General features: G+C 39.2%; 17 protein-coding genes and 2 pseudogenes. 15 read left to right on the forward strand and 4 right to left on the reverse strand.

Features of this window, described 5'->3' with window-relative positions; all coding sequences use genetic code 11:
* The first annotated feature begins 672 nt into the window (after positions 1-672).
* The 3 genes from ACJJVZ_RS10815 to ACJJVZ_RS10825 all read left to right on the forward strand — a co-directional run bounded on the left by ACJJVZ_RS10815 (position 673) and on the right by ACJJVZ_RS10825 (position 5,386).
* Complete coding sequence (locus ACJJVZ_RS10815; protein ID WP_405600351.1) at positions 673-3,666, forward strand: TonB-dependent receptor domain-containing protein; 2,994 nt, start codon at positions 673-675, stop codon at positions 3,664-3,666.
* A gap of 370 nt (positions 3,667-4,036) precedes the next feature.
* Positions 4,037-4,981 (forward strand): ornithine cyclodeaminase family protein, encoded by a 945-nt coding sequence (locus ACJJVZ_RS10820; protein ID WP_405600354.1) that lies wholly within the window; start codon positions 4,037-4,039, stop codon positions 4,979-4,981.
* Between the two features lie 6 nt (positions 4,982-4,987).
* Positions 4,988-5,386, forward strand: coding sequence for a hypothetical protein (locus ACJJVZ_RS10825; protein WP_405600357.1), 399 nt, complete (start codon positions 4,988-4,990; stop codon positions 5,384-5,386).
* A gap of 57 nt (positions 5,387-5,443) precedes the next feature.
* Here the strand turns inward: ACJJVZ_RS10825 and bioA are convergent, their stop codons facing one another.
* Positions 5,444-6,742 (reverse strand): adenosylmethionine--8-amino-7-oxononanoate transaminase, encoded by a 1,299-nt coding sequence (bioA, locus tag ACJJVZ_RS10830; RefSeq protein ID WP_405600358.1) that lies wholly within the window; start codon positions 6,740-6,742, stop codon positions 5,444-5,446.
* 94 nt (positions 6,743-6,836) lie between these two features.
* On the opposite strand from bioA, the gene bioB reads away from it, so the two are divergent.
* From bioB to ACJJVZ_RS10865, 7 genes are all read left to right on the forward strand, one after another.
* The gene (bioB, locus tag ACJJVZ_RS10835; RefSeq protein WP_188160754.1) at positions 6,837-7,877 is read left to right on the forward strand and encodes a biotin synthase BioB; all 1,041 of its coding nucleotides are present in this window, start codon (positions 6,837-6,839) and stop codon (positions 7,875-7,877) included.
* Between the two features lie 14 nt (positions 7,878-7,891).
* A complete protein-coding gene (locus ACJJVZ_RS10840) occupies positions 7,892-9,049 on the forward strand; it encodes an aminotransferase class I/II-fold pyridoxal phosphate-dependent enzyme (RefSeq protein WP_405600361.1) in 1,158 nt (385 codons plus the stop codon).
* The gene (locus tag ACJJVZ_RS10845; protein WP_405600363.1) at positions 9,046-9,933 is read left to right on the forward strand and encodes a methyltransferase domain-containing protein; all 888 of its coding nucleotides are present in this window, start codon (positions 9,046-9,048) and stop codon (positions 9,931-9,933) included. Before ACJJVZ_RS10840 ends, ACJJVZ_RS10845 begins: the two co-directional genes overlap by 4 nt.
* A gap of 28 nt (positions 9,934-9,961) precedes the next feature.
* Positions 9,962-10,645: a dethiobiotin synthase gene (gene bioD, locus ACJJVZ_RS10850; RefSeq protein ID WP_273049246.1), complete on the forward strand. Its 684-nt coding sequence runs from the start codon at positions 9,962-9,964 to the stop codon at positions 10,643-10,645.
* A 122-nt stretch (positions 10,646-10,767) separates the two neighbouring features.
* Positions 10,768-12,315: an FAD-dependent oxidoreductase gene (locus ACJJVZ_RS10855; protein WP_405600365.1), complete on the forward strand. Its 1,548-nt coding sequence runs from the start codon at positions 10,768-10,770 to the stop codon at positions 12,313-12,315.
* A gap of 212 nt (positions 12,316-12,527) precedes the next feature.
* Positions 12,528-13,391: a protease HtpX gene (gene htpX, locus ACJJVZ_RS10860; protein ID WP_182736359.1), complete on the forward strand. Its 864-nt coding sequence runs from the start codon at positions 12,528-12,530 to the stop codon at positions 13,389-13,391.
* A 339-nt stretch (positions 13,392-13,730) separates the two neighbouring features.
* The gene (locus tag ACJJVZ_RS10865; RefSeq protein ID WP_405600482.1) at positions 13,731-14,198 is read left to right on the forward strand and encodes a hypothetical protein; all 468 of its coding nucleotides are present in this window, start codon (positions 13,731-13,733) and stop codon (positions 14,196-14,198) included.
* Positions 14,199-14,262: 64 nt separating this feature from the next.
* Here ACJJVZ_RS10865 and gloA read toward each other — a convergent pair whose 3' ends face one another.
* Complete coding sequence (gene gloA / locus ACJJVZ_RS10870) at positions 14,263-14,790, reverse strand: lactoylglutathione lyase (RefSeq protein ID WP_405600368.1); 528 nt, start codon at positions 14,788-14,790, stop codon at positions 14,263-14,265.
* A 121-nt stretch (positions 14,791-14,911) separates the two neighbouring features.
* On the opposite strand from gloA, the gene ACJJVZ_RS10875 reads away from it, so the two are divergent.
* The 4 genes from ACJJVZ_RS10875 to ACJJVZ_RS10890 all read left to right on the forward strand — a co-directional run bounded on the left by ACJJVZ_RS10875 (position 14,912) and on the right by ACJJVZ_RS10890 (position 17,756).
* Complete coding sequence (locus tag ACJJVZ_RS10875) at positions 14,912-15,352, forward strand: GNAT family N-acetyltransferase (protein WP_306724925.1); 441 nt, start codon at positions 14,912-14,914, stop codon at positions 15,350-15,352.
* A gap of 91 nt (positions 15,353-15,443) precedes the next feature.
* The gene (locus tag ACJJVZ_RS10880) at positions 15,444-15,947 is read left to right on the forward strand and encodes a DUF421 domain-containing protein (RefSeq protein WP_405600371.1); all 504 of its coding nucleotides are present in this window, start codon (positions 15,444-15,446) and stop codon (positions 15,945-15,947) included.
* Between the two features lie 155 nt (positions 15,948-16,102).
* On the forward strand, positions 16,103-16,735 hold the full coding sequence (locus ACJJVZ_RS10885) for an excalibur calcium-binding domain-containing protein (protein ID WP_405600373.1): 633 nt from the start codon (positions 16,103-16,105) through the stop codon (positions 16,733-16,735).
* A gap of 247 nt (positions 16,736-16,982) precedes the next feature.
* The gene (locus tag ACJJVZ_RS10890) at positions 16,983-17,756 is read left to right on the forward strand and encodes a hypothetical protein (protein WP_405600376.1); all 774 of its coding nucleotides are present in this window, start codon (positions 16,983-16,985) and stop codon (positions 17,754-17,756) included.
* Positions 17,757-17,808: 52 nt separating this feature from the next.
* Here the strand turns inward: ACJJVZ_RS10890 and ACJJVZ_RS10895 are convergent.
* A pseudogene (locus ACJJVZ_RS10895) lies at positions 17,809-18,201 on the reverse strand (group II intron maturase-specific domain-containing protein); the annotation flags it as partial.
* Positions 18,202-18,566: 365 nt separating this feature from the next.
* Positions 18,567-19,169, reverse strand: a complete 603-nt coding sequence (locus ACJJVZ_RS10900; protein ID WP_405600378.1) for a thiamine biosynthesis protein ThiC — start codon at positions 19,167-19,169, stop codon at positions 18,567-18,569.
* 401 nt (positions 19,170-19,570) lie between these two features.
* Here ACJJVZ_RS10900 and ACJJVZ_RS10905 point away from each other — a divergent pair.
* A pseudogene (locus ACJJVZ_RS10905) lies at positions 19,571-19,720 on the forward strand (transposase); the annotation flags it as partial.
* Between the last annotated feature and the right edge of the window lie 318 nt (positions 19,721-20,038).

Below are 20,038 nucleotides of genomic sequence, written 5' to 3' on the forward strand. Positions count from 1 at the left end.
TGGGTTTTACTTATGAGGTTAAAGCTTACTTATTTGCTTGCTTGCTCTTTGGGTTGATGAGCTTGTAAATCGTTTTTCACAACATCTCTTGTAATAACGCTTCTGCGTTATGGGCTACAAGGCTCAAAAAATAAAAAAGCATTGAGGCTATTTTTACATTTATTAAGAGTTGTTACTTAAATACTAATGGCTTTTCCTCTCTCTAGGGACGGTTTAATCGCGGCCCGAGGGTGGGCTAAGTAAAAAAAACCGAGCAAAGCTTCCGCGTCCTGCTCACGCCCTTTACCTGCATCCATGTAGGCAACAAAGAGTCAATCGTCCCTAGAAGAACCCAAAGAGCAGCGCATGTTTGGCATTTATGCTGCGTTATCGCCTACTTATGGGGAATAACCACACACTATAGGCGCTGCCTTGCCCAAATACCAAACAGTTAGCTGCAAAATCAATCACGAAGGTCAACACGCCCTAGTTTTAATAAATATGAACAACCTTTCCATTTATCATTTTAAATAATATTGATAAGTCAATTGGCTTATTGCTTCACATTGTCAGAATTTTAATTCTGTTTAAATTAATGTATATTTAATATTGTATACAATATGTAATAAGTGTATATTTTTATCGCCACTTGTTAGGTGGATAAAAAATCAATGGGAATAAAGGAACATTTTTATGTTTACATATAATAAAAAGCAAATAAATAAAATAGGCACAAACACTCTATTAGCTACTGCAATAGCAACGGCATTAATGATCACTCCAGCAGCACACGCAGTTGATGGCAGTAGCATTGTAAAAGGTCATATTGAGGCGCAGGCTGGTGTTGATTTAGTTGGTGCAACTGTAACGCTTAAACACAAAAGTAAAGGTTTAGTTTTTACTATTACGAGTAATGCACAAGGTGAGTATTTACTACGTAATGTGCCCGTAGGTACATATGATGTCACAATTGTTAAAGATGGCTATCAAACGCTTAAAGAAGAAAACGTGGCTGTGACAATTGGTCAATCGATCATTCTTGATGTGCAACTCTATAAAGCGGGCATCGACATGGAACGTATCGCAGTCACTGGCTCTGCAATTCGTCGTGTCGATATGTCTTCATCTACTTCTGGACTTACATTTAGCGACTCTGAGCTTAAAGCCATGCCCGTTAATACAGGGTTTGAAAGCATTGCATTGTTAGCACCTGGTACATCGGCACCTGGTGGTTCTAATTTTAAAGACGCATCAAGCTTTGGCGGTTCATCAGCAGCTGAAAATGGCTATTACTTTAATGGATTAAATGTAACCAGTATTCGTACAGGGCTTGGCTCTATTAGACTTCCTTGGGAAGCTATTTCGCAAACTCAAGTTAAAACGGGCGGGGTGAGCCCTGAGTTTGGTGGCGCATTAGGTGGCATTGTTAACGCGGTTTCTAAATCGGGTGATAACGATTTTAAATTTGGAGCAGAGGCTCGTTGGGATCCTGATAGTTTACTTAGTCAGCATGATTCTATCTATCAAGAAAATGGCACTATAAGTAGCAATACTCAACAAAATAGTTATGATTTTAAAGAACTTCAGTTATGGGCTAGCGGCGCAATTGTAGAAGATACATTATTCTTTTATGGTTTATATGCTCCTCGTAGAGAGGAAAGAAATAGCGCGAAACAAACGACATTTTCTGATTTTGAACGAGATGAAGACCGCTGGTTTGCTAAAGTTGATTGGTTTATAAATGAGAATCACTCATTTGGTTTTTCAGCGATGAATAACGAGCGTACTTGGACTGATAAAACATATGCTTACGCGTGGGAAGAAAACGTCGTTGGTGATCAACAAGGTGTTGATGCACCGGGTGAAGATGGCGGTAATGTTTATAGCATTAACTACAATGGCTATCTGACTGATACTTTTTCTGTGACAGCCGTTGTTGGTCGTGTTACTGAAAATGTTGAGAACGTGGTCGCGTCTCCAAACCCAGGTGTATGGGATGAAAGAAATGGCTTTGTTACGTTAAGTCAGCATACAAATTCCGGTATAACAGAAGAAGAGTACATTCGAGACCAAGCTCGCATTGATTTTAGCTGGGACTTAGATGAGCATTCAATTCAATTTGGTGTGGATTACACCAATGTAAAAGTTGATTTCTTTGAAGGCCAAAATGGCATTGGGGACGCTGAAGGCTGGTGGACAGTAAAAACGGCCGGTGAAAACGATGTCTCTGGTGCTGCACTAGGTGGGGATTTTATCGAAAGACGAGTACGTAGTCGTGAAGTAGATTCGGACACCACTTCATTAGCGTTTTATCTTAATGATTCATGGCAAGTCACAGATAATTTAGTGCTTAATATGGGCTTGCGTTATAGCCAGTTTGAAAACACTGTTTCAGATGGTCGTGCTTTCGTTGATATTGATAATCAAATAGCGCCACGTTTACAAGCAATTTATGACGTTAGTGGCGATGGTAGTGCAAAAGTATTTGCAACCTTTGGGCGTTATTTTCAACCTGTTTCTGCAAACATGAATATCACGCAAGGTTCAGCATCAATTGAATGGTTTGAGTATTTCGAATTAGATCAATTAGAAGGCAGTGGCTCACCATCTTTATTAGCCGATGGATCACCTAGCCGTGGAGATATGCTACGTGATAGACGTTGGCGTCAACGAGGTATTACTGAACCAGGATTAATTGCCTCGGCTTCTTTAAAACCAATGTACAGTGATGAATTTACGATAGGTTACCAACAAGAAGTGTTTGATGGAATGTCTGCGGGCGTTCGTGCTATTTACCGTGACTTAGGTCGTAGTGTTGAAGACACTGATGTAGGCCCTGTACTGGCTAAAAAGCTTGCAGAGCTGGGAATTACCGATAACGTTGGGCAAGGTTCGTATTATGTGCTTAATAATCCCGGTGAAGCGATTCAAATGTCATATGACTTCGATGGTGACGGCCAAGTAGATAACGTCAATTTGAGTGCTGAAGAACTTGCGTTACCAGAAGCTAAGCGTAAATACCTAGCTCTTGAATTTACTCTAGATGGCAACGTGACTGATGATTTACGCATTAATACTTCATACACATGGTCACATAGTTACGGTAATACTGAAGGGCTTGTTAAAACGGATAACAACCAAGCAGATCCAGGTTGGACAACATCGTATGACTACGGCGATTTGATGGATAATGGCTACGGTAATTTACCTAACGATCACCGCCATGCGATTAAGTTCAGTGGTGCATATAATATTACAGAAGCACTAACATTAGGATTAGTTGCTCGTACAACATCAGGTCGTCCAAAAAGTTATTTTTCGCAACATCCTGATGGCGTTGGTAGCTGTGCTGCGGGCAATCCGTGGGATGCATGTGCCAGTAAGTACTATGACCAAGCATCTCACTATGATGAGAATGGAAACCCAGCGCCACGTGGCAGTAAAGGTAATTTACCTTGGCTCACTAATATAGACATGTCATTGACGTACTACACTGACTTTTTTGGTACAGACTTAACCTTAAAAGGCACTGTATATAATTTACTCAATAGTGATAGTGCGATAAATATTAACGAAGAACGTGCACAGTTTGGTTCAGGTGGTTTAGAACTAAACCCTGATTACGGTTTAGTAACCGACCGTCAAGGTGCGCGTTATGTGTCGTTAGTCGCGCGTATTGAGTTTTAATTTTCCCCTAGAAGGTTGTAAGTTGTTTGAATAATGTGGTTTGTAGGTAAGTTAAGCTTAGCAAACACCTTGTATAAATACCAAGCATGTGGTGCTTAAATAAATTAGTAAAAAGTACCTAGTTTAAATAAGTTACCCCTTAAATTTTGATTAGCGGTAGTTATAATTGACACATTACAACCTTAATGCTGAACAGGAAACTGTTCGGCATTTTTATTGGCATATACAGACTTGTTAAAATTTTATTAAAAGTATACTGTATGCAAAACTGGGCTTGTTTCTACTATGGTACATGTTTTAATCGTGTGCTAATGCAATCAATGGTCAAATTGTACTTATACACCGACATTATTTAAATTGGAGTCTAAACATGAAAATAATAAATGCAGAACACATTGATGATGCTCTTAATTTTGAATCATTGCTAATTGCACTACAAAAAGGTTTTGCATCTGACTTTTGCATGCCTAAACGCAATGTATACGAGCTTGATACTACTAAGACAAATCGTGATGCCTTTGCTGTATTACCTGCGTGGAATGAACAAGTTATTGGTGTTAAGGCGTTTACTTATTTCCCTAGCAATACACACACAGAATATGACTCGTTATATTCCAAAATTATGTTGTTCTCACGGGATCATGGCGAGCCCTTAGCTTTGGTGGATGGCACGCGCATTACGCTGTGGCGCACCGCAGCCGTATCAGCCTTAGCGAGCCGGTATTTATCCAGAGAAAACAGCAATCACTTAGTTTTTTTTGGTAGTGGTAATTTAGCGTTATACATGGTTAAGGCACATTTAACGGTGCGTAATTTTACTCGGGTGACATTAATTGCACGTAATGTTGAAAAAGTCACGGCATTACAACATTCGCTTGAGCAGGCATTTCCTCATATCGATTTTGTTATTAGTAAAAGTACTAAGGAAATTATTTTTAGCGCCGATGTGATCAGCTGTGCAACGGGGTCGCCAACGCCTTTATTTAATGGCGCATGGTTAAAGCCGGGCACTCATGTTGATCTAATTGGTAATCATCATAGTGAGCAACGTGAATGCGACACGACAACGATTAGCCGCAGTCATGTATACGTTGATAGCAGAGTAAATGTGCTAGGCGAGGCTGGCGAGGTGCTGCAACCCATTAAAGAAGGAGTGTTTAGTGCACACGATATTCGCGCTGAGTTATCCGATTTAGCAAAAGCAAATAGCTACGCCCGTTTTAATGAAACAGATATTACGGTATTCAAATCGGTAGGAACGGCGCTGAGTGATTTGATTGCAGCGAATAGTGTTTACCAATCATTAGAAGGTTAATATTTGATGACGAATATGCTATTAATTTTGAGTGTGTGTTTTATTGGTGCTGGTTTACTGCCATTTTTTAGATGGTTGAAATGTAAAATACGCAAACACCATTGGCGAGTATGCGAAATTAGCACAATTACGTCAGTGGTTAATACACGGGTATCACCTTTGGATCTCGTTCAACAGCAGTCAATGCTGGTTAGTTTTCGTTTTAATGGTGATATGCACAGTGTCGTGGTTGACTTAGATGAGTCCTTATTTAACTTATACAAACAAGGGCAGTCGTGTACATTGTTGGTTGATAAAGACAACCCATCGAGGGTCTACAAAAATGCGCTGCTTTGGCATAACTTTGGTTCTATATGGCTTTTTGCAGGGTTGGCTTTACTTGGTCTAAGTCATTTCATTAACTAGCCTGAACTCTGTAAGGTAGATTTATTATTCAAAGCTTAGATCAATTAACAACAAGCGTTAATACTGCTTGTTGTTAATTGACTTATAAATAGCATCACACAGTGCTTTAATACTTTCGTCATCACTTATATACGGTGGCATAAGGTAAATTAATTTACCAAAGGGACGTATCCATACGCCTTGCTTTACAAAATAAGCCTGAATTTTAGCAACATCAACATTCCCCGCAGCATCGTTGAGTTCAACAACACCTATTGCGCCTAAAATACGCACATTAGCAACTGCATCAAGTTCACTGCATTTATTAAGTTGTTGTAGTTGGGTATTAATTTGGTTTATTCGGAGTTTCCAGTTTTGCTCAAGTAATAAATCAATGCTTGCACAGGCCGCTGCACAAGCAAGCGGATTACCCATAAAAGTAGGGCCATGCATTAAAACACCTGCTTCACCTTCGCTTATGCCAATGGCTATTTTATCGCTAGTGATAGTGGCCGATAGCGTCATCGAGCCGCCAGTGAGTGCTTTACCAATACACATTATATCGGGCTCTATATTGGCGTGCTCTACAGCAAATAATTTACCTGTACGGCCAAAGCCTGTGGCAATTTCGTCGCAAATTAGCAGTACGTTATATTGCGTACATAACTTACGCACGCAGGCTAAATAATCGGGGTGATAAAAGTTCATACCCCCCGCATTTTGTACAATAGGCTCAATTATAAAGGCGGCAACTTGGCTGTGGTTTGCTTTAAAATATTCTTCAAGCTCTTGGGATTCTGCTTGGTTAAATTTGCTTCCAAACTTACTTACTGGCGCGGGTACAAAAATATGCTCAGGTAAAAAGCCTGAATACAAACTATGCATTGAGTTAACGGGGTCGCATACGCTCATAGCTGCAAAGGTGTCGCCATGGTAGCCCTTGTAAGGCGTCATTAGTTTTTGTTTTGTTGTAATGCCTTGGCTTAACCAATATTGCAGCGCCATTTTAATCGCTACTTCAACACTTACCGAGCCGCTGTCGGCTAAAAACACTTTAGTTAAACTAGGCGGCATTATATTTACTATTTTTTTGCAAAGCTCAACTGCGCTGTTATGCGTAATACCGCCAAACATAATGTGGCTCATATTATTAATTTGCTCAATCATGGCGTTATTTATAACCGGGTGGTTATAGCCATGTATTGCGCTCCACCACGAGGCCATACCATCGATTAATTGCTCGCCAGTTTCAAGGTGAATAATATTGTGATTGGCATGTGTAACGGGGTATACCGGAATTGGCTTAGTCATAGATGTATATGGATGCCAAATGTGCTCACGATCAAAATCAAGGTCAATCGTATTCTTTTTAGTCATATGTAAACTTTATCTTGCTGGACTTCGTTGACAATGGTACTTCAACTCGTAGACTAAGCCAATATAACCGTCATGAAAAAAATAAGAGAGTATTATGGAACTTGCACCTGTTCGTCACGATTGGACCCACGCTGAAGTTAAAGCATTATTTGAAATGCCATTTAACGATTTACTGTTTAAAGCCGCATCGGTTCACCGTGCTAACTTCAACCCAAATGAAGTGCAAATTTCTACGTTGTTATCAATTAAAACAGGCGCTTGCCCAGAAGACTGTAAGTATTGCCCGCAATCTGGCCATTACCGAACAGATTTAGAACGCGAACGCTTAATAGAAGTAGAAAAAGTAGTAGAGCAAGCACGCCTTGCAAAACAAAAAGGCGCGACGCGTTTTTGTATGGGGGCTGCATGGTCAGATCCAAAAGACAGAGACATGCCATATATTTCGCAAATGGTTAAAGAAGTAAAAGAGCTAGGGTTAGAGACCTGTATGACGCTGGGTAAACTCACAAACGAAAAAGCCCATGAACTTCGTGACGCAGGGCTTGATTACTACAATCACAACCTCGACACGTCACCTGAGTATTACGAGCAAATTATATCAACCCGTACTTTTCAAGATAGATTAAATACCATTGACCACGTACGCGATGCTGGTATGAAAGTATGCTCAGGCGGAATAGTCGGCATGGGCGAGCAAGCAAGTGACCGCTTTGGACTACTTATGCAGCTAGCTAATTTGCCACAACAGCCAGAAAGCGTGCCTATTAATATGCTGGTTAAAGTTAAAGGCACACCGCTTGAAAACGCAGATGATTTAGATCATTTTGAATTTATACGTACCATAGCAACAGCGCGTATTATGATGCCACACAGTTATGTACGTTTATCGGCGGGGCGTAACGCAATGAACGAGCAAATGCAATCAATGTGCTTTTTTGCAGGCGCTAACTCAATATTTTATGGTGATAAACTACTTACCACCGAAAACCCAGACGCTGATGCCGATATGAACCTAATTAAAAAACTAGGCATGAACCCAGAAAAACGTCACGACTATTCAGACGAAGCAGTTGAAGCCTCGCTTTCATCGCAAGTAGCCGACAAAGCAACCTCTGAATTGTTTTACGAAGCGTAGGCTTTTTTATATTTATGCCTTTTGATTTTATAAAAACGCATCTACAGGCTCGCCTGCAAGATGCACTGCTTCGTAAACGCCACGTAGTAGAGTATGCTACAGCGCGTACCATAACGGTTAATAATAAAACCTATCTTAATTTTGCCAGTAACGACTACTTAGGGTTTGGTGACGTGGTTGTTAACCTTAATGACTCCCACGCATTAGGGAGTCACAGCTCTGCATTAGTGACAGGTTATCAGGCGCAACAAAAAGCGCTTGAGCAATACTTATGCAAGCAATTTGGTTATGGCGCAGGCATGTTGTTTAATTCAGGCTTTAGCGCTAATAGCAGCGTAATTAAAGCGTTGTTTCAAGATAAAGTCGCTGCACAAAACAGCGCTATTTTTCAAGATAAGTTAAATCATGCAAGCTTGATTGACGGTGCTTTGCATTGTAACGCGGCTTTAGTGCGTTTTAATCATAACGACATGAACCACCTACGTTCACGGCTCGAAAAATCAAAAGCGCAAAACAAGCTTATTATAAGCGAAGGCGTGTTTTCGATGGATGGCGATACCGCGCCTCTTAAAGAATTACTCGCACTTGCAAAACAGCACAACGCATGGCTAATGATTGACGACGCACACGGCTTTGGTGCATTAGGCAAAACAGGTTTAGGCAGTTGCGAAGTACTTTTAGAAGAGGGCATTACACTGCCAGATATATTAGTCATTACCTTTGGTAAATCAGTGGCTAGTAGTGGCGCGTGTGTATTAGGCAGTAAACAGTTTATTGAATACATGCTGCAGTTTAATCGCGATTATACCTATTCAACCGCTATGTCGCCGCTTATGGCAAGCCACACACTTGCGCGTATTAAAAGCATAAAAACAGCCGATGATAAACGCGATAAGCTAAGTGCAAATATCGCATTATTTAAGCAACTCGCTAACACCCATAATATTGCTGTAATGGAATCAAACACAGCCATACAGCCCATTGTATTAGGTTGTGCTGAGCAAACGTTGCAAGCGGCCGATAAACTAAAACAACAGGGTATTTGGCTAACTGCAATTAGACCGCCCACGGTTGCACATAACACCTCACGTTTACGCATTACTTTAACCGCCGCACATACCGAGCAAGACATAACGCAATTAGTTAAGCATTTAGTAGGTGCAATAGCATGACTGCTCAGCAAGTATTAAAAACAGACTTAATGCAAACACGTAAAGTAAAACCGTGCTTAGTGAGTAGCGAGTTAAATAGAGAGTTAAATAAAGAATTAACTAGCGAATTGGATAAAGAGCTAAATAAGGAGCTTAAAAAGTCCACCCAAAGTAAGTTTTCAAAAGCAGCTGAGCATTATAACACCCATGCAAATGTACAAAAACACGCAGCGAGCGATCTATTTAAACTTATAAAACCAGGCTTTAATAAAAATAAGGTATGCGTTGATTTAGGCGCAGGCCCGCTTGTTAATACACACACATTACAAAGCATGTTTTCAAGCGTTGTGGCAATAGATTTGAGTTTAAACATGCTGCAAAGTAGTCATTTAACCACACCTAAAATATGCGCCGATATGGATAACTTACCGCTACAAGCAAACAGTGTTGATGTAATTTACAGTAATTTTGCAGTGCAGTGGTCTGCTAATTTTTCGGCTTTAATGCAATCACTTTACAGCATACTAAAACCTGGCGGGCAGGCGTACATAAGCACTGTGGTAGAGGGCTCACTTTACGAAATAAAAACAGCTTTTTCTGCGCTTGATTCAAACAGTCATATAAATACCTTTAATAATGAATTGTATATAAACCAATCAGTCCAAAATGCAGGATTTACTATTAACAGCGCTAAAAAACGTATTTACACCGATGAATACACAACACCTTTAAAAGCGATTGCTTCAATTAAAGCTATAGGGGCAACTACGCAAAATCATACCAATACGCGCCAAGGGTTACTTACCAAATCGGCGCTTAAAAAAGTATGCAGTGCGTATCCGCTTATAAATAATAAAGCATGTGTGTCTTATCATGTGGTGCTGTTATCATTAGAAAAACACTAAATAAGCCCAAAGATATTAAAGGCAACGCATGAAAGAATTTTTTATAACAGGCACCGACACCGATGCCGGAAAAACCCACGTTACCAGTTTGCTATTAAAGTTACTTGCCCAACATAAAAAACCAGCCATTGGTTTTAAACCCCTTGCTGCTGGCTGTGAAATGGCGTTTGATCAGCTGGTAAACGCCGATGCTCTAATACTAATGGAAAGCGCAACAGTGAGCGCTAAATACGACGTAGTAAATCCGTTTGCGTTTGCACCCCCTATTGCGCCGCACATAGCCGCTGAGAAAGTTGGAGTTAGTATTACTGTAGATAAACTAAGTGATGCTTATAAAAACGTAAAACAACAGGGCGCTGACATTATCCTTACTGAAGGTGCGGGTGGTTGGGCATTACCTATTAATAAAAACGATTATTTATACGACTGGGTTAAAGCAGAGCAAATGCCGGTAATACTTGTTGTAGGCATGAAGCTAGGATGCTTAAATCATGCGTTACTAACTGCTGCGCATATGCAAAGTATGGGTATAAACTGCGTTGGTTGGATTGCAAACCAAGTAGATAAAAATATGGACGAGTATCAAGCAAACCTTGATTCACTCAAAGCACGTTTACCGTTTCCAATACTTGCCATAAGCCCATACAGCGAGCAAACGCCTAAGTTACAAATATACAAAACCCTACTTAGTACCTTATCTATAAACATTTAAGCGGTTTTAAAATATTTACTTTTTTAGGTAAATCTTGAAATAGTCAGCCTTAGTACACATATGAACATTTATAAATATAAAGCTTGCTCAAAGACAATGTTACCAAGGACACGACTAAATATATGACGCACCCATTTATTAAACGCTACGCCCAAAATTCGCACGTAGGTGCAGAGCCAAAAGCGCTAAACAATGGTTTACCTAAAAAACGCGTAGGCATAATAGGTGGGGGAACAGCGGGTGCGACTATAGCTATCAGGCTTGCTGCGTTAGGGTTAGAAACTTACGTATTTGAAAAGAAAAAGTCGTTAATTGATGGCCCGCCAATGTGCCATTTGCATTCAGGTGGCAACTTATATCGCGAAATACCCGACGACGACTGCATAGATTTACTCAAGCAATGTATAGATATTGCGCGCCTTTATCCTCATACCATCGATGTTCGCCCTACAGTATTTGCTGTACCCAAGCGCGACGACGACTCACCGGAGGATTTATTTCCGCGTTTAGATAAATTAGTAAAAGCCTATAGCGAGCTTGTTGAGCAAGACAGCGCCAACAAAGTGTTAGGTGAGCCAGAGCATTATTATCAGTTATATAGCCGCGAGCAAATGCTAAAGCTTGCTAAGCAAAAACAAGTAGCCAAGCCTACGTCGTTAAATGAGTGGATGATACCCGTGGCTAAGCATTTAGATTTAGATAAGCTAAAGTTTCCGCTCATTGTTGCACAAGAATATGGTTGGAATATATTTCGTTTATCGGCCAGTGCTCAACTGGCCCTTGCACAGTACAAACACGCTCACGTTTTAACAAATACATGCGTTAATAGTGTCGTACCTGCTACCAATAATAAGATTGATAAAAAAATAACCAAGTGGAACATTGAATACCAAACACAAGCAAGTTTAGAAGCTAAAACCGTTGAAGTAGATTACCTAATTAATGCGTGCGGTTTTCAAACCGGTATTATTGATGACTTGGTTGGGGTAGATGTAAAGCGCATGGTCGAATTTAAAGCCTCTTACATTACTCATTGGCAAGGTGCTGGTGGGCAAATACCCGAAATTATTATTTACGGTAACCGTGGCACACCAGAGGGCATGGCGCAGCTAACGCCTTACCCAAATGGTTATTTTCAAATACACGGCATGACTAACAACATTACATTGTTTAATGATGGCTTAGCTGATGCAACACCAATGAGTGCTCAACCTAAACTCCCTGATAAATACCTGCACTATATTAAAGGTGGCTGGGACAAAACAGCATTGCAAACACGTACTCAAACAGCAATAGATTATGTAGCCGAGTTTGTACCCGCGTTTAAAAGTGCTAATACACAAAATAATGCCTTGTTTGGCGGGCAACAAATCCCTGGTGATGACGACACTTTGCGCGTAGCCGATGTAAGTTTATATTCGCATATTTGCTACGCACGGGCCGAAAATGTTAAAGCATCGTCAACGTTAATCGCTGCCGATCAAATAGTGGGTGAGTTTATAAAATTAGGAATAATAAGCAGCGATCCTGCTGTAAATCATCACCGCAGTACTCATCAATGGTCGTATCTTAAACATAATAGCGGCGAAAAAATTGGCGAAGTTGCACGCATATTGGCACACGAGCGTGGTTTTCCAATTGATATGGCAGAGCTAAATAACAGCTTGTAATAAACTGATTTATAAAGAAACTTCAGTCTTAAATTTGCTATAAAACTCCTCTCAAAAAAATTATCAATAAACACATAAATAACACTTGTGTTATGACATAGTTTGTCACAGAATAGCGCTAATGTTATGACATAGTGCGTCATGACGCAGTGATTGCTTTAACCTAATTTAATGTTACGTTCGGTGATCAAACCTATTTTTGTGAGGACAATATGAAACGTGTATTTTTGTTTTTATTAACTAACCTAGCGGTTATGTTGGTATTAGGTGTAGTGCTTTCAATAATAATGAGTGCGCTGGGCTTAAGCCATCGTAGCCTTGGCGGAATTTTACTTATAGCCACTGTGTTTGGTTTTGGTGGATCGTTTATTTCGTTATTTATGTCGAAATGGATCGCTAAAAAATCAACCGGCGCGCATGTAATAACGCAGCCTCGCAACGAAACCGAACATTGGCTTGTACAAACGGTATCTGCACAGGCACAAAAAGCAGGTATTAAAATGCCAGAAGTGGCTATATACGACAGCCCAGAAATGAACGCATTTGCAACCGGCCCAAGTAAAAACAACTCTCTAGTGGCAGTAAGTACAGGCTTAATGCACAACATGACCAAAGATCAAGCCGAAGCCGTACTTGCCCACGAAGTATCGCACGTGGCTAACGGCGACATGGTAACGCTTACCCTAATACAAGGCGTGGTAAACACCTTTGTAATATTTGCCGCAAAAGTACTGGCTGGCATAGTAGATAACTTTATTAATAGCGATGAAGAAGAGGGCGGCAGTAGCTGGACATACTTCTTATTCGATATGTTATTCCAAGTATTATTTGGTGTGCTAGCAAGCATAGTAGTGGCAAGTTACAGCCGTAAACGTGAGTTTGCAGCCGACAGCGGCGCGGCTAAATTGGTAGGTGCCGATAAAATGCGATCAGCCCTTGAGCGTTTAAAGCAAAATCATCCGTCGCAATTAGAAGGCTCTATGATGGCCTTTGGTATTGCAAGTGGTAAAGGTGTTGCTGAGTTGTTTTCATCTCACCCACCGCTTGATGCACGAATAGACGCACTACGTAAGTAATTATGTAAGGACGCTTTCTGGCTGTTGTGGCAAATTAGCTAGCTGCATAGTAACTTAGCCGTTTGCTCGGTGTATGGGCTTATGGCAAGTATTGGAAACGGTAAAATAGTTAATATACTAAGCCAGCTTAATTGCTGGCTTTTTTATGTTTACGTTAAAATACCAAAACCGCGTGCACTGTTTTTATATACAGTGCTCTGTGCTGCTTTATAAAATCGTTACTTTTTTAAGCTATATGTGTTTACGGAGTTATTATGTATAAGTAAACTAAAATAACTTAAAAGCCAGCAATGCTGCTGGTTTTAATACTTAACAAGGATGCTTATTGTAGTGGAAAAGATGCAGCAAACTAAAAAATGCCCGCAATGCACCTCACTTCAAGCTAAATATTCTAACTTAGAAAACAATCCCATTATTATTGGTGCATTGGCCTTAAGTATTGTTGGTATTTTTGGGTTTATTTTTTATCAAAATATATATGTAGCATGGCTTGAAGAACAAGCAAAAAAAAACCTAACTGCTAATGTAAACCAAATAAGCACTAAAAATGAAACCGATGGTTTGTATGTTGCCTGTATAGGGCAAATAAAAAATGAATCAGATTTTTCGTTTAAAAATATAAAGTTTAAGGTCGATTTTTTAACAGATCAAAACACGCTAGTCGATACGCTATCAATAACCGACGAAGACCTAATTCTACTGCCTAATGACTCAACAAATTTTAGAGTAAGAGGTATTGCGCAAAAACAAGCTGCTAGTTATAACAATTGCCAAGTAACAATAACCGATGCTTGGGCCTATAAATAAAAATGAATTTTTACGATTAAAAAAACCAGCTAAAAAGCTGGTTTTTAATATAAATAAATCGTTATTACTGAGAAAAAATAATTTCAGTAATACCTTCGGCAGACAGTATTTCTATCCAGTAGCCGTCAGGATCTTTAATAAATGCTAAGCCCTTCATTGAGCCATCGTCTGGCTTTTTCACAAATTCTACATCGTACTTTGCAAAGCGTTCACTGGCTGCGTATACATCGGGTACACTAATACCAATGTGACCAAAGCCTTTAGGTTCTTGGTTACCACTTTGGTATCCCTCAAAACTGTCGTCGTTTTCGGTGCCCCAGTTATGGGTAAGCTCAATTAGCGCAGGGCGACGAAACACCCATTCCGCTTTAGTTTTATCATCACCTTGTGGCAATTCTTGCTCGTAGCCTAAAAAGTAAAGCGTAAACTCCATACCAGGAAAATCATACTTACCTAACAGCTTCATACCTAATACATTTTGGTAAAATTCAAGCGACGGCTTTGGATCCTTAATACGTAACATAGTTTGTTGCATAACAAAGCCTTGAGTAGCCTGTTCAACTTGTTCTGGAGATTCGTTATAGTTAGACATGGTGATCCTTTCAAAAATGATAAAGCGAAAATAAAGATATAATGCTTAAACCATCATAATCAACCGTAGTTTAAATTTAAACTGTCTAGGTCAAATCATATAATAAAAAACAAGGAATTTTATGGCTATAACTATAACGACAGGCACCATTGAAGATATAACCGCAGTGAGTGAATATGTCCCTGAACTGCTAACAACCATTGATAGTGACACTTTACGGAACCGTTTAGAAAACAAAAAAGCATTGATATTAGTAGCACATAAAGAAGATACATTAGTTGGTTTTAAAATTGGCTATGAGCTATCTAATACACAATTTTATAGTTGGCTAGGCGGGGTGCACTTTAACTATCGTCGATTAGGTATTGCTAAAAAATTACTTGTTCAACAAGAAAAGTGGGCTCGTGAACAAGGCTTTACCAATATACACGTTAAATCGATGAACCGGTTTCCTCAAATGCTCACTATGCTCATCACTAATGGTTATCTCGTTTGTGGCTACGTTGATAAACAAAGCACAGAGCAAAGCAAAATTAAGTTTGTAAAACAACTAACAAAGTAAATGCAGGCACTTTATTCATCGTTATTTAACTTAGCGCCATGAAGGGTTATAAGTAAAAGCTAATTGCCACCTTTAATAGCAAGGAACCACTATGTTTTATGATGATATGCAGGGGTTATTACGTGTACTTACAATAGGTGTACTGGGTTATGTAGCACTGGTGTTTTGGCTGCGTATATCGGGTAAACGTACGCTTTCAAAGTGGAACGTGTTCGACTTTATAGTCACCATTGCGCTGGGCTCTATATTGGCGTCTGTTATTATTTCTAAAAGTATCCCTTTAGCTGAGGGCATACTTGCCTTTGTCGTATTAATAGGGCTGCAATATGTTATTACGTGGCTTAGTATGCGCTCATCAAAATTTGCAGCGCTTATAAAAGCAGAACCCACGCTTTTACTGAGTGATAGTGAATACTGCACTGCTGCACTTAAATCGCAGCGGGTAACTAAATCAGAAATTCGCGCTGCTATTCGTGGTGCAGGCATATTAGCCATTGAAGATGTAGCCGTAGTCGTGCTCGAAACAGACGGCAGTTTTAGTGTCATGGCTCACAGTAACAGTGGCTCTAAAACTGCGTTAAGTGATTTTTTTTAGCTATTTAATCGGTGACAAATACCAATAATTTGAAGATTTAAAATAACTGTAAATAATATTACCTGTTGCATGGTTTTAATTCTGGAACGTATAATAACAAGTGTTAACTAAATGGAATTTGCGTAAATTGCAGCTTAAGCATAATAGGCGGGTACATGCACAAAGGATTGTTAAAGACGTGGAAAACAGACAAAGGTTTTGGTTTTATTAAATCAGTCACCCTAGAGCACGACACGTTTATACACATATCAGCGCTCAAACACATGAACCGCAAGCCCAAAGTAGGCGACACCATTTACTTTGAAGTGGCAACACAGCCCGACGGTAAAACCAAAGCAATTAACTGCCGTATAGAAGGCGTTGCAGAGCTTAAAGCACCTTACCAAAAACACAAACAACAGCCATATCGCATTGCTAAATCTAACTTTGCCAGTAGCTTTTTAGGTAAAGTTGCCTCAATAGCGCTTATTGCTGCACTTTGTTTTTATGCGATTAATAAATACAACACTCACTCAAATACAAATAATTTAAGCAGTGTTCGTTCAAACAACCAAACACCTGTTATTACCAATGCCGATTTAGCCACCTTTGATGAAAAATACCCAAAAGTTGTTATTCCTAAAATCGTTACTCCAAAAAGCACGCAAAATTTTACGTGTGATGGCAGGCAGTACTGTACTCAAATGCGCTCACGCGAAGAGGCTGTGTTCTTTATTAATAACTGCCCGAATACAAAAATGGATGGCGACGGTGATGGAAAACCTTGCGAGAGTGATACAAGGTTTTAAAGGTTAGGGCTATAAAGTTTTCAACTTTAAATAAAAATAGAATTAATTAATGGCTGTGTATAAATACAGCTTTGTAAGTTTTGTCCCATAACATTATTAAAAGTCGTTTTGGGGTTAAATAACAAAGGCTACTGATTAGCAATTGTAATTACCTGTTTATAAATGAGTTGTTTGGTGTAATTATCGAGCAAAGTAATATACGCCGTTTTGAGGTGTTCAATAAGCTGTTAAAGTGCAAGGAGTATATATGAAAATGTTTTATAGTTGGTCGGGAACAAAAAGTCACAAAACTGCGATGGCATTCTCAGAATGGGTTCCATGTATCTTGAATGCAGTTAAACCATGGGTCTCATCTGAAGATATAGATCGGGGCTCAATTTGGTTAAACGACATATTGGAACAACTTAAGGATACTAATTATGGGCTAGTATTTGTGACAAAGGAAAACCAAGACAAACCTTGGATTCTTTTTGAATCAGGAGCTTTATCGAAAGGCCTAAACGAAAGTCGTGTATTTACTGTTTTAGTTGATTTACAAGTACGTGATATCAATTCTGGTTCTCCTCTAAAACACTTGAATCATACAACGTTAGATAAAGACGGTATTCTTAAGTTATTGAAGAGTATAAATAAACAACTAGACAGTACTAAAGTGCAGGAGTCGGTTCTAGAAATGTCATTCAATGCACTTTGGCCAGTGTTAGAGACACAAATTTTACAAATACAAAGTGATGAGCCAACGTTAGATCTACCTAAAAGAGACGACAAAGATGTCCTGAACGATATATTAGATAATGTACTAATTATTAATAAAAAAGTTGGTCGTGGAGGTTCAACAAATTCGAAGTATATTGATTCAAAACATGCAAGATTATTAGTGATTCGTTTGAGTGAATTACATATTAGTGAAAAAGAAATTTTTGAAATTATGTCAGATTTAACTCCCAGAAGTTGGCTAAAAATGAAATTGAGAGAGCAGTTCGATGATACCTCTGATGATGAAATAGATTTGAATGAGTAGTACTTTAATCGGGTAGCCGGAGGTCTCTAACCTCCAGCCCCCACACCACCCATCATGCGGATCCGCAATGGGCGGTTCGTCTCCCGTAATGAATACCGATCCAAATATCTCTCAATGACACTAAACCTTGTGATGCTAAATAGTCATTGCCTAGCGCAATGTTAATTCCTTTTGTTTTTGAGCTTCGACAAGGCCCTTTACTGGTGATACCACAAGCTATGGCGAGTCGTTCGCTAACACCCAGTTTCATTAAACTGCGTACTTTGGTGCGAGGTTTACGCTATTGCCGCCAGTAGCACATCCTTATCCTACTGCGGATCCAATGATCTAAATCCACTGTTAGTTGATACGTGTTGGCTATTAGGCAGTAGTGTCCCCAGCCGCGTAAATACTGTGTGAGTTTATGAATTTATAGGGTCATTGAGATCCCCCAGTTGCGGTTAGAACTTTAAATATTCAGAACCAAGAATTGCATGTCCTTCAGGTGAAAGAACTAGAGCACGTTACTCGGTTAATATAATTGATGAAGCTATCGAGTTAGTTATTCAAGCTGGGAATTGAAGCTTATGAATAGTGAACAGAGATCAATCTTGATTTCATACATCAAAACATATATTAGCTAAAAGCTTTTAATAAAAGCTATTTTTAACCCTCTAAAAGCGCAGCGCCTCATATCTTCTTTGTGAATTAGTCTTAAAAAATAAGACAGCTGACACCTCTAAATGTAAAACATCGGCGAATTAGCACTCTAATACACGCCGATGTTTATACTTTTTTCAAATGAAGAGCTTACTTGTAAACTATTAAGCCTTAGTTGGCTTTACGGTTTAGGCTAATCAAGCAAATTGCTAAAAGTAACGTTGCAATCATGCCTGAAGCGCCAGCAACAGCTGATGGAAGGAATCCATCACGACCAAAGGTAATTAAAATACCATTAGCAAGCATTGCAACAACACCAGCTAAGGCAGTAAGCCCGCCAATCGCTTTGCCACCTTTAGCGATAAAAGATAGTCCAAAAACAAGCGCTGCTAATCCCAATAATACTTTTGCTGCGTAGTAAATCATGAATGACAAAGAAACCACGCCACCAATTAAAGGTTGTGCGCCTTCTACGGTACCCGCTACTTTTCCAAATGTAGAAAACAAAGTAAGGCCAATACTCACCTGTACTATATTAAGTACTGCGCTAAACGCGATTGCCGACCAGCCTAGTTGAGCGTTTTTTGCTTGCACCATAGATGTGCCTGCAAAGGCAACAAGTAAAGTAAATACCAGCGCTTCTAGCCCCCAAGCAAACTGTCTTGAAAAGCTAATTTGAGCACTGTAAAGGGCAGAAAAAATAGCCTGTGATATCGCCAATACCAATAATAAAGATGCTGTAATTAGCATGGTGCGTTTATTCGTAAATTCCATTATTTACCTCTTATAATTTTATATTTAATGCTTTAAAAAGATTCGACAGGTTTGAATACATCAAACAGAGGAGCTTTTTAGCTAATTAGCTTTTACACTTAGCCTATAAGACAGGTAAAGCTATTTAATTATTTCACTTAAACCTATAAAAATAATAATTAATTACAAATAGGCGCAAATTTTGGTTTTATTCAAAACTTAAATTGGGAAATCGTTTAGGTTCAAGCCATTTATGCCCTCTAAAAGCGCAGCGCCTCATACCCTCTTAGTAAATCAATGTTTAACTATCTTAATTATCAAGAGGGCATTAATTTTGAGTATGTGGTTAAACTGCTTAATACTTACGGCGTTAAGATAAAAACGTAAAATGGGACCAGTCACTTAACGCTGTAATAGTTTGTTCTCCAGAAAACTGGTTAAAACTCACCACACAATTTACACGCGTATTTCATGGTGCAGTAGGGCGACCCAGCTCACAAGTAAGCTACTGTGAAAATTTAAACAGAAAACGGCGATTCAATATAAGTAACTGCGAAAAGCTACTAGCATAAAACTTAAATTACTCAGTAGAAAAGTTGAAACTGCATCATGCAGCGTATTTTCATGCGCCTAATTTAGGCTTAAGAGTACAAACAGCTTATTTACTGGATGAAATGAAAGTAACCCAATAGTAAAAGATAAATTTTTAACCTAAAAAGTAAATTTAGTACAACGGTATTATTTATTAATTCAGAGCGCTGTCTGTTTTAGCCGTTAAGAGTGAATCCAAACACGGTAATAAACTTCAACAACTCCTGAAGACCAAGGCCTATTAGAATTATGGTTTGCTGTAATATGAATGGTACCTATGTATTGGGCACCAACTGAAA

This window comes from Pseudoalteromonas sp. Ld19 (assembly GCF_045064135.1).
In the GTDB taxonomy this organism is placed as follows: Bacteria; Pseudomonadota; Gammaproteobacteria; order Enterobacterales; family Alteromonadaceae; genus Pseudoalteromonas; species Pseudoalteromonas aliena.

What these genes read in the sequence shown, in the direction of transcription:
- ACJJVZ_RS10815 (WP_405600351.1), top strand. Translation starts at nt 673, where the DNA reads ATGTTTACATATAATAAAAAGCAAATAAATAAAATAGGCACAAACACT.
- ACJJVZ_RS10820 (WP_405600354.1), top strand. Translation starts at nt 4,037, where the DNA reads ATGAAAATAATAAATGCAGAACACATTGATGATGCTCTTAATTTTGAA.
- ACJJVZ_RS10825 (WP_405600357.1), top strand. Translation starts at nt 4,988, where the DNA reads ATGACGAATATGCTATTAATTTTGAGTGTGTGTTTTATTGGTGCTGGT.
- bioA (WP_405600358.1), bottom strand. Translation starts at nt 6,742, where the DNA reads ATGACTAAAAAGAATACGATTGACCTTGATTTTGATCGTGAGCACATT.
- bioB (WP_188160754.1), top strand. Translation starts at nt 6,837, where the DNA reads ATGGAACTTGCACCTGTTCGTCACGATTGGACCCACGCTGAAGTTAAA.
- ACJJVZ_RS10840 (WP_405600361.1), top strand. Translation starts at nt 7,892, where the DNA reads ATGCCTTTTGATTTTATAAAAACGCATCTACAGGCTCGCCTGCAAGAT.
- ACJJVZ_RS10845 (WP_405600363.1), top strand. Translation starts at nt 9,046, where the DNA reads ATGACTGCTCAGCAAGTATTAAAAACAGACTTAATGCAAACACGTAAA.
- bioD (WP_273049246.1), top strand. Translation starts at nt 9,962, where the DNA reads ATGAAAGAATTTTTTATAACAGGCACCGACACCGATGCCGGAAAAACC.
- ACJJVZ_RS10855 (WP_405600365.1), top strand. Translation starts at nt 10,768, where the DNA reads ATGACGCACCCATTTATTAAACGCTACGCCCAAAATTCGCACGTAGGT.
- htpX (WP_182736359.1), top strand. Translation starts at nt 12,528, where the DNA reads ATGAAACGTGTATTTTTGTTTTTATTAACTAACCTAGCGGTTATGTTG.
- ACJJVZ_RS10865 (WP_405600482.1), top strand. Translation starts at nt 13,731, where the DNA reads ATGCAGCAAACTAAAAAATGCCCGCAATGCACCTCACTTCAAGCTAAA.
- gloA (WP_405600368.1), bottom strand. Translation starts at nt 14,790, where the DNA reads ATGTCTAACTATAACGAATCTCCAGAACAAGTTGAACAGGCTACTCAA.
- ACJJVZ_RS10875 (WP_306724925.1), top strand. Translation starts at nt 14,912, where the DNA reads ATGGCTATAACTATAACGACAGGCACCATTGAAGATATAACCGCAGTG.
- ACJJVZ_RS10880 (WP_405600371.1), top strand. Translation starts at nt 15,444, where the DNA reads ATGTTTTATGATGATATGCAGGGGTTATTACGTGTACTTACAATAGGT.
- ACJJVZ_RS10885 (WP_405600373.1), top strand. Translation starts at nt 16,103, where the DNA reads ATGCACAAAGGATTGTTAAAGACGTGGAAAACAGACAAAGGTTTTGGT.
- ACJJVZ_RS10890 (WP_405600376.1), top strand. Translation starts at nt 16,983, where the DNA reads ATGAAAATGTTTTATAGTTGGTCGGGAACAAAAAGTCACAAAACTGCG.
- ACJJVZ_RS10900 (WP_405600378.1), bottom strand. Translation starts at nt 19,169, where the DNA reads ATGGAATTTACGAATAAACGCACCATGCTAATTACAGCATCTTTATTA.